The sequence below is a fragment of the Lysinibacillus sp. 38-6 genome, assembly GCF_046245175.1.
Classification (GTDB): domain Bacteria; phylum Bacillota; class Bacilli; order Bacillales_A; family Planococcaceae; genus Lysinibacillus.
On sequence record NZ_CP176417.1, the window covers coordinates 919625 to 941301 of the forward strand.

23 protein-coding genes and 1 other annotated feature are annotated in these 21677 nt (G+C 35.5%); of the genes, 15 read left to right on the plus strand and 8 right to left on the minus strand.

Features of this window, described 5'->3' with window-relative positions:
- Positions 1-14 precede the first annotated feature (14 nt).
- Both ACKVEV_RS04775 and ACKVEV_RS04780 read right to left on the minus strand, forming a co-directional pair.
- Positions 15-1634, minus strand: a complete 1620-nt coding sequence (locus tag ACKVEV_RS04775) for an ABC1 kinase family protein (protein WP_409369269.1) — start codon at positions 1632-1634, stop codon at positions 15-17.
- Positions 1635-2302: 668 nt separating this feature from the next.
- Entirely contained in the window at positions 2303-3646 is a 1344-nt protein-coding gene (locus ACKVEV_RS04780) for a SulP family inorganic anion transporter (RefSeq protein WP_409370503.1), read from the minus strand.
- On the opposite strand from ACKVEV_RS04780, the gene ACKVEV_RS04785 reads away from it, so the two are divergent.
- The 10 genes from ACKVEV_RS04785 to ACKVEV_RS04830 all read left to right on the plus strand — a co-directional run bounded on the left by ACKVEV_RS04785 (position 3546) and on the right by ACKVEV_RS04830 (position 12427).
- The gene (locus ACKVEV_RS04785; protein ID WP_409369271.1) at positions 3546-3764 is read left to right on the plus strand and encodes a helix-turn-helix domain-containing protein; all 219 of its coding nucleotides are present in this window, start codon (positions 3546-3548) and stop codon (positions 3762-3764) included. The two genes, ACKVEV_RS04780 and ACKVEV_RS04785, sit on opposite strands and share 101 nt — an antisense overlap.
- 81 nt (positions 3765-3845) lie before the next feature.
- Positions 3846-4532 carry a DUF421 domain-containing protein gene (locus ACKVEV_RS04790; RefSeq protein WP_409369272.1) on the plus strand — a complete coding sequence of 229 codons (687 nt, stop codon included), beginning with the start codon at positions 3846-3848 and terminating at the stop codon, positions 4530-4532.
- Positions 4533-4906: 374 nt separating this feature from the next.
- Positions 4907-5812: an arginase gene (gene rocF, locus ACKVEV_RS04795; protein ID WP_409369273.1), complete on the plus strand. Its 906-nt coding sequence runs from the start codon at positions 4907-4909 to the stop codon at positions 5810-5812.
- A gap of 227 nt (positions 5813-6039) precedes the next feature.
- A complete protein-coding gene (locus ACKVEV_RS04800; RefSeq protein ID WP_409369274.1) occupies positions 6040-7467 on the plus strand; it encodes an amino acid permease in 1428 nt (475 codons plus the stop codon).
- A gap of 210 nt (positions 7468-7677) precedes the next feature.
- The gene (locus ACKVEV_RS04805; protein ID WP_409369275.1) at positions 7678-8232 is read left to right on the plus strand and encodes a pyridoxamine 5'-phosphate oxidase family protein; all 555 of its coding nucleotides are present in this window, start codon (positions 7678-7680) and stop codon (positions 8230-8232) included.
- Positions 8233-8334: 102 nt separating this feature from the next.
- Positions 8335-8730, plus strand: coding sequence for a VOC family protein (locus ACKVEV_RS04810; RefSeq protein WP_409369276.1), 396 nt, complete (start codon positions 8335-8337; stop codon positions 8728-8730).
- A 125-nt stretch (positions 8731-8855) separates the two neighbouring features.
- Positions 8856-9050: a binding site (T-box leader), on the plus strand.
- A 55-nt stretch (positions 9051-9105) separates the two neighbouring features.
- The gene (locus ACKVEV_RS04815) at positions 9106-9876 is read left to right on the plus strand and encodes an EamA family transporter (protein WP_409369277.1); all 771 of its coding nucleotides are present in this window, start codon (positions 9106-9108) and stop codon (positions 9874-9876) included.
- A 180-nt stretch (positions 9877-10056) separates the two neighbouring features.
- The gene (locus ACKVEV_RS04820; RefSeq protein WP_409369278.1) at positions 10057-10785 is read left to right on the plus strand and encodes an AAA family ATPase; all 729 of its coding nucleotides are present in this window, start codon (positions 10057-10059) and stop codon (positions 10783-10785) included.
- Positions 10785-12008: an enhanced intracellular survival protein Eis gene (eis, locus tag ACKVEV_RS04825; RefSeq protein ID WP_409369279.1), complete on the plus strand. Its 1224-nt coding sequence runs from the start codon at positions 10785-10787 to the stop codon at positions 12006-12008. The genes ACKVEV_RS04820 and eis overlap by 1 nt, the downstream gene beginning before the upstream one ends.
- A gap of 104 nt (positions 12009-12112) precedes the next feature.
- A complete protein-coding gene (locus ACKVEV_RS04830) occupies positions 12113-12427 on the plus strand; it encodes a TIGR04104 family putative zinc finger protein (RefSeq protein ID WP_409369280.1) in 315 nt (104 codons plus the stop codon).
- Positions 12428-12469: 42 nt separating this feature from the next.
- Here ACKVEV_RS04830 and ACKVEV_RS04835 read toward each other — a convergent pair whose 3' ends face one another.
- A complete protein-coding gene (locus ACKVEV_RS04835; RefSeq protein ID WP_409369281.1) occupies positions 12470-13870 on the minus strand; it encodes a PLP-dependent aminotransferase family protein in 1401 nt (466 codons plus the stop codon).
- Between the two features lie 232 nt (positions 13871-14102).
- Between ACKVEV_RS04835 and ACKVEV_RS04840 the strand changes: the two genes are divergently transcribed.
- The 5 genes from ACKVEV_RS04840 (at position 14103) to ACKVEV_RS04860 (ending at position 18388) form a co-directional block, all read left to right on the plus strand.
- Positions 14103-14930 (plus strand): hypothetical protein, encoded by an 828-nt coding sequence (locus ACKVEV_RS04840; RefSeq protein WP_409369282.1) that lies wholly within the window; start codon positions 14103-14105, stop codon positions 14928-14930.
- Positions 14931-14944: 14 nt separating this feature from the next.
- Entirely contained in the window at positions 14945-15952 is a 1008-nt protein-coding gene (locus ACKVEV_RS04845; protein WP_409369283.1) for a hypothetical protein, read from the plus strand.
- Between the two features lie 427 nt (positions 15953-16379).
- On the plus strand, positions 16380-16988 hold the full coding sequence (locus tag ACKVEV_RS04850; protein ID WP_409369284.1) for a lysostaphin resistance A-like protein: 609 nt from the start codon (positions 16380-16382) through the stop codon (positions 16986-16988).
- Positions 16989-17100: 112 nt separating this feature from the next.
- Complete coding sequence (locus ACKVEV_RS04855) at positions 17101-17787, plus strand: MBL fold metallo-hydrolase (protein ID WP_409369285.1); 687 nt, start codon at positions 17101-17103, stop codon at positions 17785-17787.
- Positions 17788-17857: 70 nt separating this feature from the next.
- Positions 17858-18388 carry a GNAT family N-acetyltransferase gene (locus tag ACKVEV_RS04860; RefSeq protein WP_409369286.1) on the plus strand — a complete coding sequence of 177 codons (531 nt, stop codon included), beginning with the start codon at positions 17858-17860 and terminating at the stop codon, positions 18386-18388.
- Positions 18389-18528: 140 nt separating this feature from the next.
- On the opposite strand, the gene ACKVEV_RS04865 is transcribed toward ACKVEV_RS04860, so the two are convergent.
- The 5 genes from ACKVEV_RS04865 to ACKVEV_RS04885 all read right to left on the minus strand — a co-directional run bounded on the left by ACKVEV_RS04865 (position 18529) and on the right by ACKVEV_RS04885 (position 21675).
- On the minus strand, positions 18529-19023 hold the full coding sequence (locus ACKVEV_RS04865) for a hypothetical protein (RefSeq protein ID WP_409369287.1): 495 nt from the start codon (positions 19021-19023) through the stop codon (positions 18529-18531).
- Positions 19024-19187: 164 nt separating this feature from the next.
- Positions 19188-19640, minus strand: coding sequence for a hypothetical protein (locus ACKVEV_RS04870; protein WP_409369288.1), 453 nt, complete (start codon positions 19638-19640; stop codon positions 19188-19190).
- Positions 19641-19794: 154 nt separating this feature from the next.
- Entirely contained in the window at positions 19795-20247 is a 453-nt protein-coding gene (locus ACKVEV_RS04875; protein ID WP_409369289.1) for a hypothetical protein, read from the minus strand.
- A gap of 157 nt (positions 20248-20404) precedes the next feature.
- Positions 20405-20857, minus strand: coding sequence for a hypothetical protein (locus ACKVEV_RS04880; protein WP_409369290.1), 453 nt, complete (start codon positions 20855-20857; stop codon positions 20405-20407).
- Complete coding sequence (locus ACKVEV_RS04885) at positions 20857-21675, minus strand: SAR2788 family putative toxin (RefSeq protein WP_409369291.1); 819 nt, start codon at positions 21673-21675, stop codon at positions 20857-20859. Before ACKVEV_RS04885 ends, ACKVEV_RS04880 begins: the two co-directional genes overlap by 1 nt.
- Positions 21676-21677: the final 2 nt, after the last annotated feature.

Here is a 21677-nt window from a genome sequence, read left to right on the forward strand (position 1 = left end):
ATCAAATAGGAGGCTTACAATATTTTTCGGTGTAACTGTTTTAACCATTTTTTCTGTTTCCAACTACTCACACTATAGAAAATGATTGATAGCGATAATAACCCTGCTGAAGCTTTTGTTAGTAGTGCATAGTGCAAATATAGGCCGATAAAAATACCGCCCAATGCTAGCGTAGTTAATAGGAAGGTATGCTTTTTTTGATTTTCATAGGTAGTAAATACAAAATCTCTTTGTTGCAATATTTCTTTTTGAATAACTAAACGTTGAGGCGTCTCTAAAAGATCTTGGACAGTATGAAAGATTTTAAAGATCGGTAATGCATTGAGCCATTGGAAAACAGACTTCCAATTCGTTGCGTTTCCTTCTTTCACCCAATCAGAAAAGACTGGCTTCAGTATATCTAATATTTCTTTATCTGGATTGATGGTTAGCAACATGCCCTCAATTGTCACGAACGACCGTCCTAAAAAAATAAAGCGGGTAGGTACTTGGATTGGTAATAGTTTAATCATGTCATTCATTTCTTTTTTGAGAGCAAATAAATCCATTTCTTTTACTTTATTTAGATCTAGTTGTAGTACTTCTTTCAGGACATTTTCAATTATTTTTAAATCTGCTCCTGGTAGTAAAAACCCTAAATTTTTTAATGTTTCTGCAGCCTGTGCATAATTATTTAGTAAAACGGCCTGCATTAAATGTTGAAAATTAGCCGCATCTTTTCTTGATATTTCGCCTACCATACCAAAATCCAGAAGGACAATTGTGCCATCTGCTTTTACTAAAACATTACCAGCATGGGGATCTGCATGAAATACACCAGCCTCTAACCATTGTGGCAAGAAAATGCGTAATAATCGTTGTGCTAAAGCTTCTTTATCAATGTGCTTGGTAGCTAAAAATTTACTATCAGTTATGCGAGCACCATCTATCCATTCCATGACTAATACATGAGTAGTGCTAATATCGGGATATGCAGTAGGAATTGTTAACTGCTGGACTGAAGCAAAACGTTCTTTAAAATGTTGCATAGCTTGCAGTTCTTTTGTAAAATCCAATTCCCGACCTATCACATATTTGACTTCATTAAATAGCATTTTAAAATTGATAAAGCCTTTTGGAATGGGGGCGAAATATTGCGCAAACCAAATAATAATCGCTAAAGAACGAAAGTCTGTACGCATGATTGCAGGGATAGAGGGACGTTGCACTTTAATTGCTACATCCGTGCCATCCTTTAACTTTCCGCGATAGACCTCGCCGATAGATGCTGAAGCCACCGCTGTTGTTTCAATAGAATGTAGGATGTCAGTAAGAGGTTTTCCCCATTCTTTTTCTAATACACGTTGGATATCTTCCCAAGGTGAAGGAGGGACTTGATCTACTAAATCTTGTATTTGACAAATAAAACTTTTTGGCAGTAAATCTTCTCGAATACTTAGCAGTTGCCCGACTTTTATTAAGACACCTTCAAGTTCGAATAAGGTTTGACGAAATTGACGACCAAGCTTTTCCCATAACAGAGCCCATTGCGCATCTGATTTTTTTCGTATGCGAAACCAATACACTTGAAGGAGCATGGACAATGCAAAGGAAAGTATTTTCCACATTCGGTACCAACTTTTCTTATTTTTCATACGATATCCTCCGGTTTTATCAGATTCAAAGATAATCAACAATAATTAAATCATACACCAAATTTTGTTAAAAAAGAGATAAATATATTTATTTAAATATCTGTGAGTAGTTCCGCGAAAAGAAGGTGTAATTCCGCGAAAGGATGGTAGAATCCCGCGAAAGGAAGGTGTGATTCCGCGAAAGAGCGAGTGAATTCCGCGAAAAGAAGGTAGAATTCCGCGAAAAGAAGGTAGAATTCCGCGAAAGAGGGAGCGAATTCCGCGAAAGGAGGGTGTAATTCCGCGAAAAGAAGGTAGAATTCCGCGAAAGAGCGAGTGTATTCCGCGAAAGGAGGGGAGAATTCCGCGAAACAGCGAGTGGATTCCGCGAAAAGAAGGTAGAATTCCGCGAAAAGAAGGTGTAATCCCGCGAAAGAGGGAGTGGATTCCGCGAAAAGAAGGTAGAATCCCGCGAAAGAGGGAGCGAATTCCGCGAAAAGATGGTAGAATTCCGCGAAAGAGGGAGCGAATTCCGCGAAAGAGGGAGTGAATTCCGCGAAAGGATGGTAGAATCCCGCGAAAGAGGGAGCGAATTCCGCGAAACAGCGAGTGGATTCCGCGAAAAGAAGGTAGAATCCCGCGAAATAAAGAAGGAATCCCGCGTAAATAATACGGAATTCCTTTGGTTGTTAGTGAGAAGAAGTTATACTTTCTAATCGATCGATTAGTTTTTGACTGGATGTATCTAGCCCTTTTATTTCAACAGCAATCCCTTTTGCTAGTAGTAAGTCTTTTACTTTATGCAATGCATGGACTGCAGAATCGTCCCAAATACGACTATTACAAAAATCAATCGTTACTTTACATTCCGAGAAGTCAGTATGTTTAAAGTAATCGACAAAATGATGCGTAGAAGCAAAGAACAATGGACCTTCTATTTTATATAAAGAACCATTTTTGATCACTTGTAATGTGGAAATTTTAATGACAAACAATATGGCACTTAAAATAACCCCAGCAATAACACCTTTCGATAAATCATGTGTGTACACAACGATGATTACCGTTACAAGCATGACAATTGCCTCACTACGAGGGGCCTTCACTAAATACTTAAAAGAGCTCCAATCAAACGTACCGATACAGACCATAATCATAATGCCTACTAATACTGGCATTGGAATTTTGACAACGAGGTCACCTAACACAAGAATTAAAAACATTAAAAATAACCCTGCAACAAGTGTCGATAATCGACCGCGTCCGCCTGATTTGACATTAATAACAGATTGTCCAATCATTGCACAGCCAGCCATTCCGCCAAAAAAGCCATTAATGAAATTAGCGATACCTTGCCCTCGGGCTTCTTTATTTTTATCGCTTTCTGTCACGGTCATATCGTCCACGATTTGTGCGGTTAATAAAGATTCGATTAGACCGACAATTGCTAATGCTAACGAATAGGGGAAAATTATTTGTAATGTGTCAAACGTAAAAGGCACATGTGGCAGGGTGAATGTCGGTAAAGTTTTCGTAATGACACCTAAATCACCAATTGTTCGCAAGTCAACACCACTATAAATCGCTATTGTAGTTAATACGACGATGGCGATGAGGGGGGCTGGAACTACTTGAATAAATCGTGGTAAAGTATACAAAAGTACGAGTGTCAAAGCGACAAATACATAGGTCATCATCGATGTGCCGATAATTTGAGGAACTTGTGCTAAAAAAATTAAGATTGCCAAAGAGTTAACGAAGCCAATCATGACTGCATTTGGAATGAACCTCATTAACTTTGCTATTTTTAGCAAGCCAAAAATAATTTGAATAATGCCTGTTAAAATGGTAGCAGCTAGTAAATAATGAAGTCCATATTCTTTTACTAATGGGGCTATTACGAGTGCCATTGCACCTGTTGCTGCTGAAATCATGCCAGGTCTACCACCGAAACAGGCAGCTTCTATTGGTATTACAAATGCAAGAGAGCAAGGGAAAACGCTTGGCAGACCTAGAAAACCAGATGTCAATATTCAAAAAGCATTGGCCATGTACCATTCTGGTCATTTCACATTACATGATATTAAAAATGAAACAGGTATTAGCAAATCGACATTATATCGCTACCTAGAAATGCAAGATGCGGACTAACGTGGCATGTTAAAAGTCTAGTTTTTTTATGTATTTATAACAATTCATGACACATTCTATTGTTAAGATAGGAGTGGTCATATGAAAGATGTAAGCTACTTACAAATAGCAATGGAAACGGCCTTAACTTTTTTTGTGTTGCTTGCCATGACACGCTTTTTAGGAAAAAAACAATTAAGTCAGCTTACTTTTTTTAACTATGTAACGGGTATCACCATTGGCTCAATTGCGGCCAATATGATTGTTTTAAGCACAAAGGATTACATGAAAGATTTATTAAGCTTAGTCATTTGGTGTGTGCTGACAACACTCATTAGTTATATAAGTTTGAAATCAGGGAAAATACGGATGATCTTAGATGGCCAGCCAACCATTGTTATTAAACATGGTAGAATTGATCGAAAAGCGTTGAAGCGAACTGGTGTTAATATTGATGATTTAACAATGATGATTAGACAATACCAAGTTTTTTCGGTTGATGAAATCGATTTTGCCATCCTCGAACCAAATGGTACGCTGAGTATACTGAAAAAACCGCAATTTCAAGGCACACAAAAAATCGATTTGAACATCTCACCTAAATGTCCACCTTTTTTACCGACAGAAATTATATCCGACGGCAAATTATTAAAAAGAAATTTATTAGAAATCGGTAAAAATAGAGAATGGTTAAAAAATGAGTTGAGCAAAGCAGCAGTGGAAAACATAGAAGAAGTGTTTTATGCAGAAATTCAAGCGGATGGTCAATTATTTGTCCAGAAATATTAAAATAGGATAGTTACGATTGAAGTCTTACGATCATCTTGTAAGGCTTTTTTTCTGTATGTTGGAAAGTTGGACGAATAATAATATTTTAGAAATATATTTATCTATAACCTTAATTTACTATATTGATATTGAAAAATCGTACAAAAAGAAAAAATTTTTATCATTAGTTTTTGATATTTCTGACAAAAGAATGCGTTAAAGTGTAAAATAATGTCTTGGTATGCATAGAAATTGAATTTATTCATTCAGTTAGGTATGAGAAAATCTATGTTTCTAATAATTTGAACTGTATAAAAATTAAGAATAATGTTAAGTTGAGTCAATGTTTCATTTTCATTATACTGTGAAAGTAATACAGGGAGAGGAGAAACATCATGCGCACAGAAGTGACAATTATTGGGGTACCGATGGATTTAGGTCAAACAAGAAGAGGGGTTGACATGGGGCCGAGTGCTATCCGATATGCGGGGCTAGCAGACCGACTTGAGGGACTTGGTTATTCAATTGATGACTTAGGGGATTTAAAAATCGATTTCGTAAATAAAGATGAAAACATAGATACAGCAACTAATTTAAAAAATTTACAAACCGTTGCAGATGCAAATGACTTGCTTGGTCAACAAGTGGATCAGGTTATATCCTGTAAACGCTTTCCTTTAGTTTTAGGTGGAGATCATAGTATTGCTATTGGAACATTGGCAGGTGTTTCGAAACATTATGACAACTTAGGCGTTATTTGGTATGATGCGCACGGCGATTTAAATACAGCTGAAACATCTCCATCAGGAAATATCCATGGTATGTCTTTAGCTGCTAGCCTAGGACTTGGACATCCAGTACTAACGAATATTGGCGGTTATACACCAAAAGTAAAGCCTGAAAATGTGGTCATTATTGGAGCCCGTGATTTAGATCCAGGCGAGAAAAAACTTATTAAGGAAATGGGCATAAAAGTTTATACGATGCACGAAATTGATCGCTTAGGAATGACGACCGTGATGTCAGAAACAATAGACTATTTAAAAGAACGGACAGATGGGGTGCATTTATCGCTAGATTTAGACGGTTTGGATCCAAATGACGCACCAGGTGTAGGAACACCAGTGGCCGGTGGTATCAGCTATCGTGAAAGTCACTTAGCTATGGAAATGCTTTCCGAAGCAAACATCATTACGTCAGCAGAATTTGTAGAGACGAACCCAGTTTTAGATCAATATAATAAAACGGCTATTGCTGCGGTAGCGTTAATTAGCTCTCTATTCGGACATACATTGCTTTAAACAAAAGATGGGAGAATATCGATTAGTTGTGAAGGAAAAATGTATTAAACTATGACAATGCCATAACTATGCTACATTCCTAAACTAATTGAGGTTTTATTTGTCAGAAAATTGACTGTTCACGAAATAAATAAAATTTATCACATTATATCTATTCATTATTTCTAATCTTATCTTTCGTACTGCAAAAAGAAGTGCTTACAAGATAGATAGTAAGGGGTTTTATTATGGCAACAGAACAACATCAATTAAAAAGAAGTATGAAAGCTAGACACTTGTTTATGATTTCACTAGGGGGATGTATTGGGACTGGCTTTTTTCTTGGATCAGGATTAACGATCAATCAAGCTGGGCCGATGGGTGCCATTCTTTCTTATTTAGTAGGCGGGTTAGTGATGTATCTAACGATGCTTTGTTTAGGTGAGTTATCAGTAGCTATGCCAGTATCCGGTTCATTTCAAACTTATACAACGAAGTTTATCGGTCCTGCTACGGGCTTTGCTGTTGGTTGGCTCTATTGGCTAGGATGGGCAGTAACAGTTGCTCTTGAATTTTTAGGTGCTGGACAACTTATGCAAAGATGGTTTCCTTCATCACCAGTATGGATGTGGTGTTTAATTTTTGGGGTCTTGCTCTTTTTATTAAATGCATTATCGGCTAAAGCATTTGGTGAAGCAGAATTTGTTTTTTCAAGCATAAAAGTAATTGCTATTATTATGTTCCTTGCTGTCGGAGGAGCGGCTATGTTTGGCTTGATTAAGATGCAAGACGGTACCAGTGCACCATTCTTTAGTCATTTTTATGAACATGGGTTATTTCCCAATGGTGTAACAGCACTACTGATTACGATGATTACCGTAAACTTTTCATTCCAAGGAACAGAGTTAATTGGTATTGCTGCTGGGGAAAGTGAAAATCCTGAAAAGACGATTCCAAAATCTATTAAACAAACTGTTTGGCGTACACTGTTCTTCTTTGTACTATCTGTTGTCATACTTGCAGCGATGATTCCAATGGATAAAGCAGGCGTTGTTGAAAGTCCATTTGTCGTTGTATTAGATAGTATTGGTATTCCTTATGCAGCTGATATTATGAACTTTGTTATTTTGACAGCTTTATTATCGGTTGCTAACTCTGGTTTATATGCAGCTACACGTATGCTGTTCTCGCTATCTGTAGAAAAGATGGCTAGTCCTGTATTAGGGAAAGTGAATAAAAGAGGGATTCCGATGAACGCCTTATTCATTACACTTGCTGTCGCTGGTTTATCGTTATTATCAAGTGTATTTGCAGCAAAAACAGTGTTTGTTTGGTTATTATCTCTAGCAGGTTTAGGCGCACAAATCGGTTGGATTGCGATTACAGCATCACAAATTGCTTTTAGACGTTCGTATATACGTCAAGGTGGGAAAGTGGAAGATTTGAAATTCAAAGCACCACTGTATCCAATCATCCCCGTTCTTGGCTTAGTGGCAAATTGTATTGTAATGGCAAGTTTGGCATTCGATCCGTCACAACGATTGGCTTTATATTGTGGAGGAGCTTTCTTTATTGGCTGTTACATCGTGTATTACGTAAAGGTGAAGAAAAAGAAATCGATAACAGTAAATCGTCAAGAGGTACAGTTAAAATTAGATCAGAAGATGTATCTTTAATTAATAAGAGTGGCTACATTTATGTAGCTACTCTTTTTTTATGTAATGGCGAATGGCAAAGCTAAGACATTCTCTTTTGAAAATAGCCCTAATTATATGCAATTATTTAGCTGTACCCATGTGTTTTCATCAAACTGTTCCTTTTTAACAGGACAGTTCTATTATAGACTCCATTTATAGTGCTAAAAGCGAAAGGGAGAAGTGATGTGGATGGAAACTAACATTCGTATGGAAAAAAGAACTTGTACAGATAAAGAGCAAATAAAAAAATTTTTAAGTGAGGCTCAAACAGCTTTTCTTGGCCTAGTAGATGACAATATACCATATGTCATTCCTTTAAATTATGTTTTTAAAGATGGAAACTTTTATATGCATGGCGCAAATACAGGTAGAAAAATAAATATAATTAATAAAAATGCCAATGCATGCTTTACAATATGTGAAAATTACGGAACCATTGCAGATCCGATTCCTGCTAATATAGATACGGCCTATATGAGTGTTATCGCAAACGGGCCAATTGAACTGGTCACAGATTTAGATGAAGCAACAGCAGCTATGCAAGAAATGCTAAATAAGTATGTGCCAGATTATTTTATTGCCCCTTTATCAAAAGCACATGTTGAGAAATATCAATCTTCTTTAGGGAGTAAGACGGCTGTGTTGAAATTGAAACCAGTGACGATGACCGCAAAAGTACATCAAGGCGATGAACAAATGAAATACTATTACGGGCGAACGGTAACACAAGATTTAAGCCGATAATATAAGCATACTGAAAATTAACAGAAAAATTAATTATTTTAGTTCCTATCTATATCAAAATGTTCTATAGTAAGAATACGCTATAACATTTAGGAGGCTACAATGGGGAGATTAGTACATTTTGAAATTCATGTAAGTGATATGGAGCGAGCAAAAAACTTCTATGGGAACATCTTTGGGTGGTCATTTCAAGATTGGAGTGACTATGCGGGAATGCCGTATTTTGGTGCAGTGACGGGTGCCGAAGAGACTCTTGGCATCAATGGTGCTTTAATGCAGCGACAAGGTCCTCCTCCAGAACCAAAACAAGCTTTGAATGGATTTGCATGTACAATGGGTGTGGAAAATTATGATGCAACAGAAGCCAAAATTTTTGACAATGGCGGTCAAGTTGCGATACCGAAATATGCGCTTCCGGGGATGGCATGGCAGGGGTATTATACAGATACTGAAGGCAATATATTTGGCATTCATCAGCCAGATAAAAATGCACAATAGTATTTGCTCACACATAGTATGAAAAAAGTCTCCTAAGCGATCGTTAGGAGACTTTTTAATCTAGTTGTACTAGGATTTAGAGAGACCTTGACGAGATGAAAGAATTGACTTATGATAAATCTTAATAATTAACAATGATTGGAAATAGTAGCGGATACTATTTGCTGACAGAGAGATGATGGCTGGTGAAAATCATCGCAATTGATTCGTGAACTCGTCCAGGAGTTTTTATGCTGAAGAAGTAGGTATAAACGGCAGCTACCGTTATAGTAAAAATTTATGCTAAACAGAGTGGTACCGCGGATAACTTCGTCTCTAATTCAATTAGAGGCGGAGTTTTTATTTTGCAAATTAAGAAAAATGGGAGGACAATGAATGGATAGAAAGACAAAAAGCATGACGACAATAGGATTATTCGCATTATTACTGTCAGCACTGTTAACAGCCTTGAGTCAAGTGTTTTATGCCAAGCAAGTGCAAGAAGTACCGCCATTTTTATTTACCGGTGTTAGTTTTTTGCTAACGACAGTCTACTTTTCCATTTTTGCACGTAGACATAAACAACATAACAAATGGCAAGGAACAATTGGGTATGTAATGAAGTTAAATGGCGCCTCTGTAATAGCCTTTATGTGCTTTTATTTTGCTTTAAAATATGTGGAGTCTGCAATTGTCAGTGCACTTGAGATGGGCATTGGTCCACTATTTGTCTTAATTCTTGCTGTTATTGCCAAGGACTATATTCCAAGGACGCAATGGTTCATTGCCTTCGCTACACTTATAGCCTGTATGGTATTGATTTTCGCTGTACTAAGTGGGAAATCAGCTGTGCAAATGGAGATAACACTTCCCGTAATGTTATCGTTACTAGCTAGTATGAGCTGTGGGGTGGGCGCTGTATTATGTACAGTCTATTCAAAGAAATTAAATGAAGCGGGTTGGACTACCTCGATGATTTTAGCAAATCGTTATTATGGCATAATTTTATTATCTTTTTTACTAACTTACGATAATTTTTTCGACTATTTCTCGGGAAATATTGGATGGATACTCGCTGTAACAGCAACGGGTGTCATGCTTCCAATGTATTTATTGCAAATAGGCATTCGGTATTGTTCGTCTTTAATGGTTATGATGAGTTTATGATTTGTCCCAATATTCACATTTTTCTTTCGATTATTCGATGCGAGGCTATCATGGTCACCCATGTCTCTGCTAGGTATTTCCCTATTATTTATAGCAGGGATAGTTAGCTTATCTTTGGAAAAGAGGAGCGTTTCAGAGTAGCCAGTGTGAGTTATACTAGTCATAAGGAGTGACATAAAGATGTATTTGAAAGCATGTAAAGTTTTACAAGACAATATAGAAAATCAACAACAATATCCATTTAATATACCTAGTTTGCAGCATTTACAAGAGCTATCATTTCCAACGAATGTAACGTTTTTTGTCGGGGAAAATGGTTCGGGGAAATCGACGCTATTGGAGGCCATTGCGGATCGTTGTGATTTTAATACAGCAGGTGGCGGACGTCAAAACAGCTATGAAGTACATAAAGCACAATCAGCACTAGGGGATTATATTCGGTTATCGTGGTGGCCTAAAGTTTCAAACGGCTTTTTTCTACGATCAGAAACGTTTTATCAATTTGCCAGTCATATCGATTTACTCGAAAATCATCCGAATAAATATGCAGCATTTGGTGGTAAATCGTTACATCATCAGTCACATGGGGAGTCTTTTTTAGCGCTATTTATGAATCGCTTTAAAGGCAAGGCTATTTATCTACTAGATGAGCCTGAAGCGGCTTTATCGCCGACAAGACAGCTCAGTCTCCTAAAAATAATGAAAGATTTAGCGCATGAAGCACAATTTATTATAGCGACACATTCACCTATTTTACTCGGTTATCCAAATGCGACGATATATAGTTTTGACGAAGGAGGAATTGAATCCGTTCGATACGAAGACACTATCCATTATATTGTTACAAAGCGATTTTTAAATGCTCCGGAAACTATTTTTGCAGAGCTATTTGATGAGGAGAGAGAATAATGAATCAACGCAAAGGTTTAGTTATGCGCGAAATACGGCTAGATGAAATGGCTCAGTCTATTGATTTGTTAAATTATGTATTTCAAATGTCGATGTCAATTCATAAAGATCGTCGTTTCGTCAATGCGAAAAGTAAACAGTTTGATGAGGGGCATGCATTAGGGTGGTTTGATGGCTCCCAACTCGTATCCCAAATATTAAATTTACCATTTCAAGTAAATGTCCATGGCAAGCTTTACGAAATGGGCGGTATTACGGCTGTTGGTACGTATCCAGAATATTCAAGACATGGCTTAATGGAAAGCCTTATAATGAAGTGCCTTGAACAAATGCGAGAAGAAGGACGGTATATATCGTATCTTTTTCCTTATTCCATTCCGTACTATCGCAAAAAAGGTTGGGAAATTATGAGCGATATTGTGGAATTTCAAGTGAAGGATACACAACTCCCTCATTATGGAGGATTAAATGGCAAAATTCGTCGTGTCGATCCTAAAGATGAGGATGTCGTTGCGATATATGCACGCTATGCGAAAAAAACACATGGAGTCATGGTCCGCAATAGCATTGCCTGGAATGAAAAATTTCAAGAAGATTTTTGGGAAGAAAAATTTATCGATAGTGATGTCAAGTTGCAAGCAGCCGTCTACTATGATGAGGAAGATGAGCCACAAGGCTATATGTTCTATCGGATCATGGAAGAAAATTTTTATATTGATGAAATTGTTTATTTGCAGGAAGAAGCACGCAAAGGGTTATGGAATTTTGTTTCTGCACATAGCTCGATGGTCTACAATGTTTACGGTAAAACAACGGGTAATGAAGCGGTAGCGTTTTTATTGGAAGACAGTGAAATTATTCAAAAAGTCTCCCCTTATTTTATGGCGCGTATTGTAGATGTAAAGGAATTTTTAGTACGTTATCCGTTTGTCGGGAGTGACTTTCAATTGCGCTTCGCAGTCAGTGACCGTATTGTCGCTTGGAATAATGGTACATTTGTCGTCACCGTGAAAAACGGAAACGTAGCTGTTGAAAAGGTTAGCGAACAATTATCAGAAAATGCCGTTCAGCTAACCGTACAGACGTTAGCGACAATGCTACTAGGCTATAAACGCCCTAGCTATTTAGAGAAAATTGAACGCTTACATGGTGAAGCAATTGAAATGGCATTATTAGAAGCCGTACTGCCAGTGGGTATCCCGACGTTTATTGATTACTTTTAAGAGAATTTGTACAGGGGATGCCTGTGCAAATTTTTTTTATAGTAAATGTAGTGCTTGTTAGCTAAACGATATGGCATAATTAGTGAAAGGAGGGAATAGATTGAATGCCGAAATGTATTGCATGTAAGGAGAAATGGACTTGGAAGCAGTCAATGCGTTCATTTGTAACTTTTTCACGATTTATTAGTTGCCCATATTGTGAGAAAAAACAAATGTTCACATCCATGACCCGCATATCTATGTTACTATTGGTTTTTGTACCATATATTACAATGCCTTATGTTATTAATGATGAAGTTAAAAGTTCAGCTGTAGCGATAGGAATTGCCATTTATTTATTGACTTTACTATTGTTGTTGCCTTTTTTAATGGATTTTCGGGAAATCCCAAAGCATTTACAAAAATACGCACAAAAATAAGTACATAAAAAAACCGCGGGAAGATCATTTCCCCGCGGTTTTTTATTCGTTGTTTAAAGGTCTGCGCCATGCTTTTGCTAATAGTTGAACCCCTTGATAAATGTCTTCCATTGTCAGTTTGCTGAAGCCTAATTGCAAAACAGGTTCAGCTGCTGAGCACTTTAGGAAAAAAGGACTTGTCGGATATACTTTTACACCGTATTGGGCTGCTCGTTGGATAAGCTGATCTTCGGTCAGATGCACATGCAATTTGATTAATACGTATAGGCCAGAATGTTCGCCAAGGATGGTCATATCGTTACCAAAATGTTGTTTTAATTGCTCCACGAGATAGTGCATTTTTTGTTTATAAATAATACGCATTCTTTTAATATGACGTGTCCATTCACCTTTGTCCATAAATGCTGCCATCGTTAACTGATGGAGAGAAGATGCATTTTGTTCAAATTCACTAAACTGTTCCTTGTATCGATATAATAATGACTTCGGTAGCACCATATAACTTAGTCGAATGCCAGGTAAAAAAGATTTTGAAAAAGTACCGATATAAATAACACGTGAATGATCGATAGATGCAAGTGCAGGAAATGGCTGCTGGCCATAGCGAAATTCACTGTCATAATCGTCTTCGATAATGTATCCATCTACTTTTTTAGCCCATTGGATAACCGTTTGCCGTTGTTGAATGGTCATTGTCACACCGTAAGGAAAGTGGTGGGAGGGAGTAATGTAAAGGAGTCGTGATTGCATGTCCGGTAATAAATGCAACTGCGCACCATGCTCTAAAACGGGCAGTGCTTCCAACTCAAAACCGTTTACTTTAAACGCTTGCCGTGCTCCGATATAGCCAGGGTCCTCAACAATTACACTTGTAAAATCATGCTTTAACAAACAACCAAGATACAATAACATTTGCTGCGTACTGCTACCGATAATAATAGCCTCCGCATCGCACTTCACCCCACGTGCTTGTAATAAGTATTGAGCAAGCTGCTCTTTTAATAAAGGTTCCCCAAAAGGTTCACCATAGACAAAACTGTCCTCTAACTGGAGTGCTCGATTGGCAAACTGTCTCCACGTTTTGAGCGGAAAATATGCTTGATCAACAGCCCCAGCCCGAAAATCAATCTTCAATGTAGGCTGCTCTTGCTTTGTGGATAGCGTAGGAACGGTTGCCTCTTCTTGCTGTAAAAAGACCTGTTCCAATTCATTGACGAAATAGCCCTTGCGTCCTTCTCCACGTATGTATCCTTCTGCAACAAGTTGCTCATAGGCAGTCAAAGTAGTATTACGACTGACTTGTAATGTCTCCGCCAGCCTTCGAATGGAGGGGAGGGAGTCATTCGACTTCAAATTTCCTTGTTCAATTAACATTTTTAATTGCTGATAAATCTGTTTATATTTTGGCTCTTTAGGGCTCATTGGAAATATAAAATCATTCATATGGCTTCCTTTCGTGACATGTAAAAAAACATAAAAACTTTGCTTCTCATATGTCAGTTTGTTTGTAATATCGTACAGGAATCTATGTAGAAAAGATATGACAATATTTTGATAGGCGCGCTAGAAATTTTACATTCTTGTAATATTCTTTTAGGAATATTTTGATAAATGAAACGAAAAATATTGTATAGTAATTTCAATAAAAATTAATTGAAGGATGGGATGATTAGAAATGAAGAAACTATATTCTCTGTTGTTTATTTTTGCTTTGTTTGTATGCATGCCATTGGTCGCTAAAGCAAATAATCTTTCTGAAGAAGCCGTTGAACTTCAGCGAAATGATAGAACTGACTTTTCTATTCCTGAAAAAAGCGATTTAATATCAGTCAAGGGACCGGAGGAGAGCAAAGTTTATAAAATTGCTCTTGGTATAAACAAAAGCGAGAAATTAACACTGGTATCTAGAAAAACATTTGATGTAGAGATTTTTGATCCAAATGGGGATAGAATCGTTCAAAAAATGGGATTTGGGGATGAGGGTAATAGACAAGTAGAATTTGAAACAAGGATTGTTGGTGATTATTATATTCAGATAAAACCCGCAAAAGATGGGAGAAATAATTATCCTTATAGTATACGAACAATTGTAGGGGAGCCGGTCTATCTTTATGCGAATCCTGTTTATCGAGTTGATTTGCGTACTTCTTCTATCAATTCAAGAAATACAACGAGTACTATTCAATCTTTTGATTTAACGAATGTTAGCAGTATTCCAGATGATGCTATTTTGACGGGTTTTACAATTGGTGGTACGGAGACAAATCGCAATTTAGTTAGCCTATATTCTATTAAAAGAAGTTTACGTCCAAATTCTGCTATTTCTTGGATTGATGCAACGTTTCCTTTATATAGTCCAAATCATTTAGATGCTGTGCCAAAACATGCTCAAATCAAAGTGAAACAATCCTACTCTTTTAGATTTTCTGCCTCTTTCAACCGTCCAGGAACTTATACTTTAAAACCATTTGTTTTAATAAGCTATAAACGAGAAATGAAATAAAAGGAGGAATTAAAATGTGGAATTCACTACATTCAATTACTCAAAGACAAACTTTCAACTCTCCAGCTTATCAAAAAATAGCGTTTTCTCGTAAAAATCAACAGGCTCCTACAAAATCAAATTTATTACGGTCGCAACGTGAAGTACAGCACCATAATCGTTTGACGGTCAAGAAAAATCAAGTTGTAGGTAATCCTATTAATTATAAACGAGTATACTTAGAGCAAAAACGTCATTTGTTAGGAAGTATACAAACTTATATTCTTACACGGAATCCAGCTAATCTTTCTAATGTAATCGATAAGCATCAGTTATTACAGGGCCTACAGAGTTTAGGTAGTGTGGCTTCTGCTTTGAAAAAAATGAAGTACTATAGTCTAAGAAAACACTCTTCAGTAAATTCAACTATTTTAGAATCACTTTCAAGAGAGAGTAGATTTGACAATCAACAACACCAAGCGAAAATTCTTCATGTCGATCAAAACTTTAATTTGACGATTAAAAATAATCAAATTTATGGTATTCCCACTGATTATGGGATTATTAATTATCATTTTATTGATGATGGGGTATCTAGATATGTAAAGTTATTACATTATGATAATCAAATTTCCGATCACAAACGTGTTCATTTAGAAAGAAAGCGGCAATTGTTACAGGACATACAAACATTTATTCATACAGGTAGTTCTTCTTGGTTACACACAGCAAGGGATAATAGTGAGATTTTAAAGGGCTTTGAAAGCTTTGGCATTACGACTGAGGAACCTTTTACTATAAATAATGGGTCTAAACGATATAGAATTAGTCCTTACGGTATTTTGCATGAAGTTGATTTAATAAGTAAAGCGACGCGTGAACAAGATTGGCGTAAATTTGGTCACGACGAACATACAATATTTTTAATTCAAGGAAAAGAATATAAAATGGATGAAAATGGGAGACTTCCTTTACCAGAAGATTATGTTCATAAACATGAGCAAGTGGAGATTTTTAAAAGAAATGAAGAGAGAGCAATTTAGTCGTAACAAACCATATTAAAATTTTTAATTAACTACCAAATACAGTCTTTAAAACATAAAAAGGCTGTATTTTTTTTTGTGCTAAAATATTTTACTGCAAGAACGGTTTCTTAATTATTTCTAGAATTATTTGGAAATCAGTATGCGTAGAAAATTTTATAGGTTTCCAAAATCAAAGTTTGTACATACTCCAAAAAGCCACGAATGTTGTACCATCAACGTTTTCGTGGCTTTTTCCTTGTGATTATTATGGGTACATGTTTGTATACAATTTTTAAATAACAGAAATAGAATTAATAAATAACGTATAAAATTTAATGATTTAATTTATATATTTAATGATAATCATTAAATTACTATTGAAATTATTTCCTGTGTTCTATATGCTTAATGTAAAATGTGTGCATTTGAAAATAGGAGGGGTTCTATGATTATTGAAAGTTTTATCAATGCAGTGATACAAATCATATTATTTTCGGTCATCCCATTTTGTTGGTGGTTCCTTGTCGCAAGAAAGAAATGTTCGTTTCTGACTTGGCTCGGTCTACAAAAACCAGACATTAAAAGTAAAGCGAATTACTGGCTATGTTTTCTTGGAGTAATGGCATTATTAGTTATACCGATTTGTACAATTGTTTACTTTTTTGTCGATGCATCATTATTGGCATTTGAGCGATTCGCAGGATTGGGGTTAGCAGCTATAATACCCGGATTAATCTATGCGATTTTCCAAACAGGGTTTTCAGAAGAGCTTTTCTTTAGAGGTTTTTTAGCAAAGAGGTTGATTGTAAGATTTGGGTTTCATAAGGGCAATCTACTGCAAAGTTTACTTTTTGGTGCCATCCATGGCTTGATGTTTTTATCTTTAGTTGAACTGATAGCAGTGGCTTTCATCTTTATTACTACAGCATTAGCTGGCTATTTAATGGGCTGGATGAATGAAAAAGTATCCAAAGGCTCCATTGTGACGAGTTGGGCAATCCATAGCAGTGCTAATTTCCTTGCTGCCGTTTTGATAATGTTTAATTTCGTATAGAGTGACTCGTTATTTGAAAATTTAGTTATTGTAGAAAATTCCGAGTTATCTTGTATAATGAATTTCAAGAATTTTCGCTTTTCATTGCAAAAAAACGTTTGGAGGATGTAACATGAAAATTATAGAACTACCTATAGCATTTGAATTTAATGGACAAACAAATACTATTTTCCCTAGTTTAATTATAGCTAATGATGAACTAACGTTAGTAGATACAGGCTATCCTAATTTTTTACCATTGATTGAACATGAAATTACAAAAAAGGGCTATGAAATGAAATATTTAAAGAATATCATCATTACGCATTATGATGATGATCACATCGGTTCTTTATATGATTTCAAAGAAAAATATCCTTGGATTACGATTATCGCAAGTGAAGTTGAATCGACATATATTAGTGGTGAAATGAAGTCGGAGAGATTGGTTCAGGCGGAGGCATTACTTGAACATATGCCACTTGAACAATTGGAGTTTGGCACATGGTTTATCAAGCAACTAAAGGATTTAAAGCATGTTGCCATCAATCAAAAGGTCCATGACGGTGACATGATTTTACAGAATGAATGTCGAGTAGTTGCCACACCTGGGCACACATCAGGGCATATTTCATTATATTTTCCAAAGTTAAATAGTGTGATTACAGGGGATGCAGCTGCTAATGAAAAACAAGGATTAGTTATAGCAAATCCACACTTTTGTTTAAACATGGACAACGCAAAACGCTCTTTGCGTAAGATTCAAAACCTGCAAGCTGACACGTACTATTGTTATCATGGTGGGAAAATTACTATTTAAAAAGGCATGATGGTGTGTGGGTGTTTCGCAATTCTTTAAAAATATACTTTTAAGAATTGGGGCAATAGGAATGAACACTAATAAAAACCTTTCTCAGCATATAAAGATAAGACCTTTAACGACAAGTGACTATCCAACTGTTTTAAAATGGAGCCAAGATGCAGCTTTTTGTTCAGCCAATGGATGGCAGTTAAATAGAAGCCCTGAAGAACTATATCGTTGGTGGCTTAAATGTGTTAGCAATGTATCGAAAAACTTTATACGAATGGGTATAGAATTTAACAAAAAATTAGTTGGCTACGCAGATTTAGCCTGTATTAATGATAAAAGTGCGGAGTTAGGTATTGCTATCGGAGAAAGTCAATTGTGGGGGAAAGGTATTGGATATTACTCTGCCATCTGTATGATAGAGTTTGCCTCACAACGATTAGGCGTTACAACGTTTAACGCAGAAACACACGAAGCGAATGTACGCTCAAGAAAAATGCTTGAAAAATTAGGCTTTGAAGAAATTAGTAGATTAGGTATTGAAGAATACTTAGGGAAGAACAGCCAACTAATACAATATAAACTTTCTACCGAAGAGCTGTGGAAGTGTTGAAATACTTAATATTCAGCTCACTTCATTATTTTAAGTTTTTTACAATATTGCAGCACTCTATTAAACATTATAATGACATGCTTTAATAGAGTGCTTAATTATCTTTTTCCATTTTTATAAATTAATTTAAAATAGATGCATTAAAACTTTTTCTTAAGCTTACGTTGCAGCACCTTAAGAGAAGTTTTATTTTTTTTAGTTAATTTTCTCAATGTTTCTTTAGCGTATTTATTCATAGGGTCTAATGCTAAAATTTTATGGCAAGTTTCAAGGGCTTTTTCATTACTCACTAACTTATCGGGCACTTCATTTAAGAATAATAAGTGTTCTAATGTGTCGGGATCTTGTTCATTTGTTAAAGCTACTAGTCTTTCTGCGTGAAAGAGGGCACAGTGATAGGCACCTTCAATATGCGTTAATGAACATGTAAATAAGGATAATGCAAGATTGTGTAATTCAACGGATTCTTCCTGCATTAATAAATAGTGTAAAAAAGTATAACTCATTATATTACCGTTATCGTAAGTAATCGATATTAGTTCGCTCTGAAATTGGTCGAATTCGCTTTTGTGGTATAACTCTTCAGCTTCTTTAAAGTTGGCTGATAGAATAAGTTGTTCTAGATTTTTTAACATGGAATTATCACCTACATATACTGATTTTTAGCTATTTAAACATTTTAAATGGCATTAATAGATAATAAGGGCACTTAACCATATTTAATACCACTAGGTTAAAACGAATCCTTATAATGTTTTAACCTAGGGCTTGTACGTTTTTTCCATAAGTATATAAAATTTTATTTTATCTTAGGTAGTAACTCTTCAAGGGAACTTTTCGCGGTTTTATTCGAAGGGTCTAGCGCCAATATTTTATGACAAATGTCAATCGCTTTTTCATCACTCACTAATTGATCAGGAACGATATTAAGGAATAATAAATGTTCTAAACTAAATGTATCTTGTTCATTGGTTAGTTCGACAGCTCTTTGTGCGTGATAGAGAGCACAATGATAGGCACCATCGATATGTGTTAAAGAATTTACAAATAAAGAAAAGGCAAGATTGTGTAACTCCGCTGATTCTTCTTTCATTAATAAATAATGTAGAAAGGTATAATTAATCATGTTACCATTTTCATAAGCACTTGATATTAGTTCATCATGAAAATGTTGTAAATCGTTTGTGTGATATAAATCTTCAGCATCTTTAAAGTTGGCTGATAAAATGAGCTGTTCTAAATTTTTTAACATGTTTCATTCTCCTTTTGTTATAATTTCGTAACGAAGAAAATTTTATAGTTTCTAGTAGCTTTTTAGTTTTTTAAAATTTACGCCTATTTATTAATAGGGTAGAGAGCTAGATAAGAAAGGCGCTTGTCCTGTATTCACAAGTGCATAAGACCGTTTACTTCTTTCTGCGTAGTAACTTTTTAAGTAAACTTTTGGCAATTTCATTCGAAGGCTCTAACGCTAAAATTTTATGGCAAGTTTCAAGAGCTATTTCATCACTTACGACTTGATCGGGCACCCCGTATATGAATAATAAATTTTCTAAATCCCCTACATCTTGTTCATTTGTCAATTCGATAGCTCTTTGTGCGTGATAAAGAGCAGAATGATAGGCACCTTCGATAGGTGTTAAAGCATGTACAAATAACGTAAAGGCAAGATTGTGTAACTTCGCAGACTCTTCTTTCATTAATAAATAATGTAAAAAAGTATAGTAAAGAATATTGCGGTTGTCATAAGCACTGACTATAATTTCATCATCAAATTGTTGGAAATCCATTTCGTGATATAATGCTTCAGCTTCTTTAAAGTTGCCAGATAGAATAAGTTGCTCTAGATTTTTTAACATGAAGTCATCACCTACATATTACTGATTTTTTTGCTATTTAAATAGCTTCAATAGATAAGAAGGGCACTTAAAACTTTTAAATAGCACTAGGTTAAAACGGATCCTTAAGCGTTTTAACCAAGTGCTTGTAAATCTATTCACAAATGTAATCGTTTTTTTACTTAGTTTTACGTTGTAATTCTTTAAGGGAACTTTTCGCGGTTTTATTAGAAGGATCCAGCGCTAAAATTTTATGGCAAATTTCAATCGCTTCTTGGTCACTCACCAATTTATCAGGAACGATATTAAGGAATAATAAATGTTCTAAGCTAAATGTATCTTGTTCATTGGTTAATTCGACAGCTCTTTGTGCGTGATAGAGAGCACAATGATAGGCACCTTCGATATGTGTTAAAGAATTTACAAATAAAGAAAAGACAAGATTGTGTAACTCTGCTGACTCTTCTTTCATTAATAAATAATGTAAAAAGGTATAATTAATCATATTACCATTTTCATAAGCACTGGATATTAGTTCATCATGAAAATGTTGTAAATCGTTTGTGTGATATAACTCTTCAGCATCTATAAATTTGAAACCTAAAATTAAATTTTCTAATTTTTTAGACATTATTTATTCACCCACGCATTACTAATGTGTATTTTTCCATTTTCTCTAACAAATGTTACTGTAATTTTATTACCATTCAACATTAATGTCTTCTCTCTTGCAAATAACCCATACGGACCCTCTTTTCCATATCGCATCACTTGAGAAATGACCTTTGCTATGTCATCCCAATTATTCTTAGTTACTTTATGCCAATCATGCTTTGCTGCCATAATGTGATGGCGTTTATTATTATCTAATCTTGCTACAGAAGGTAATACTTTATCAAACTTTTTACTGCGAATGGCCGTGGTTACAGCACTTTTACCATATCTTTTAATCGCATAAGAAATACCATATCTTGCTACGGCGGCTATAATGGCAAATGGTAAAGCAGAAGATTGTGCTTCTAAAGTATCGATATCATAAATATCGCCAGTAGATTGATCAACAAAAGTTGCTGTGAAATTTTGTCCTTCATTTGTATGAACGATTACTTCATATTCATGGGAGATTTTTTCTCCATCTTCTTCCACTGTACCATACAATAAAATAGAGTCTGTAATAGTATCATAATATATTACAGTAGATACATGAACATCTGTTGTATTTATGTCAGTGTATACTGTGACCAAATCATTGTCTTCTTCAACATGTAAATCTAATTGTTCAGTATCTTCTATCCCGAGCTCCTGTAATATTTCATTTTCGATTTCAATCGTATTATATTCGATTGTGTTTGCTTCATCATTTGCGTAAGATTTGAGTGGATCAACACTTGGCATAAGAGAAATTAGCATTGTTATTACAATTAATTTAATTAAGAATTTTTTCATCATCA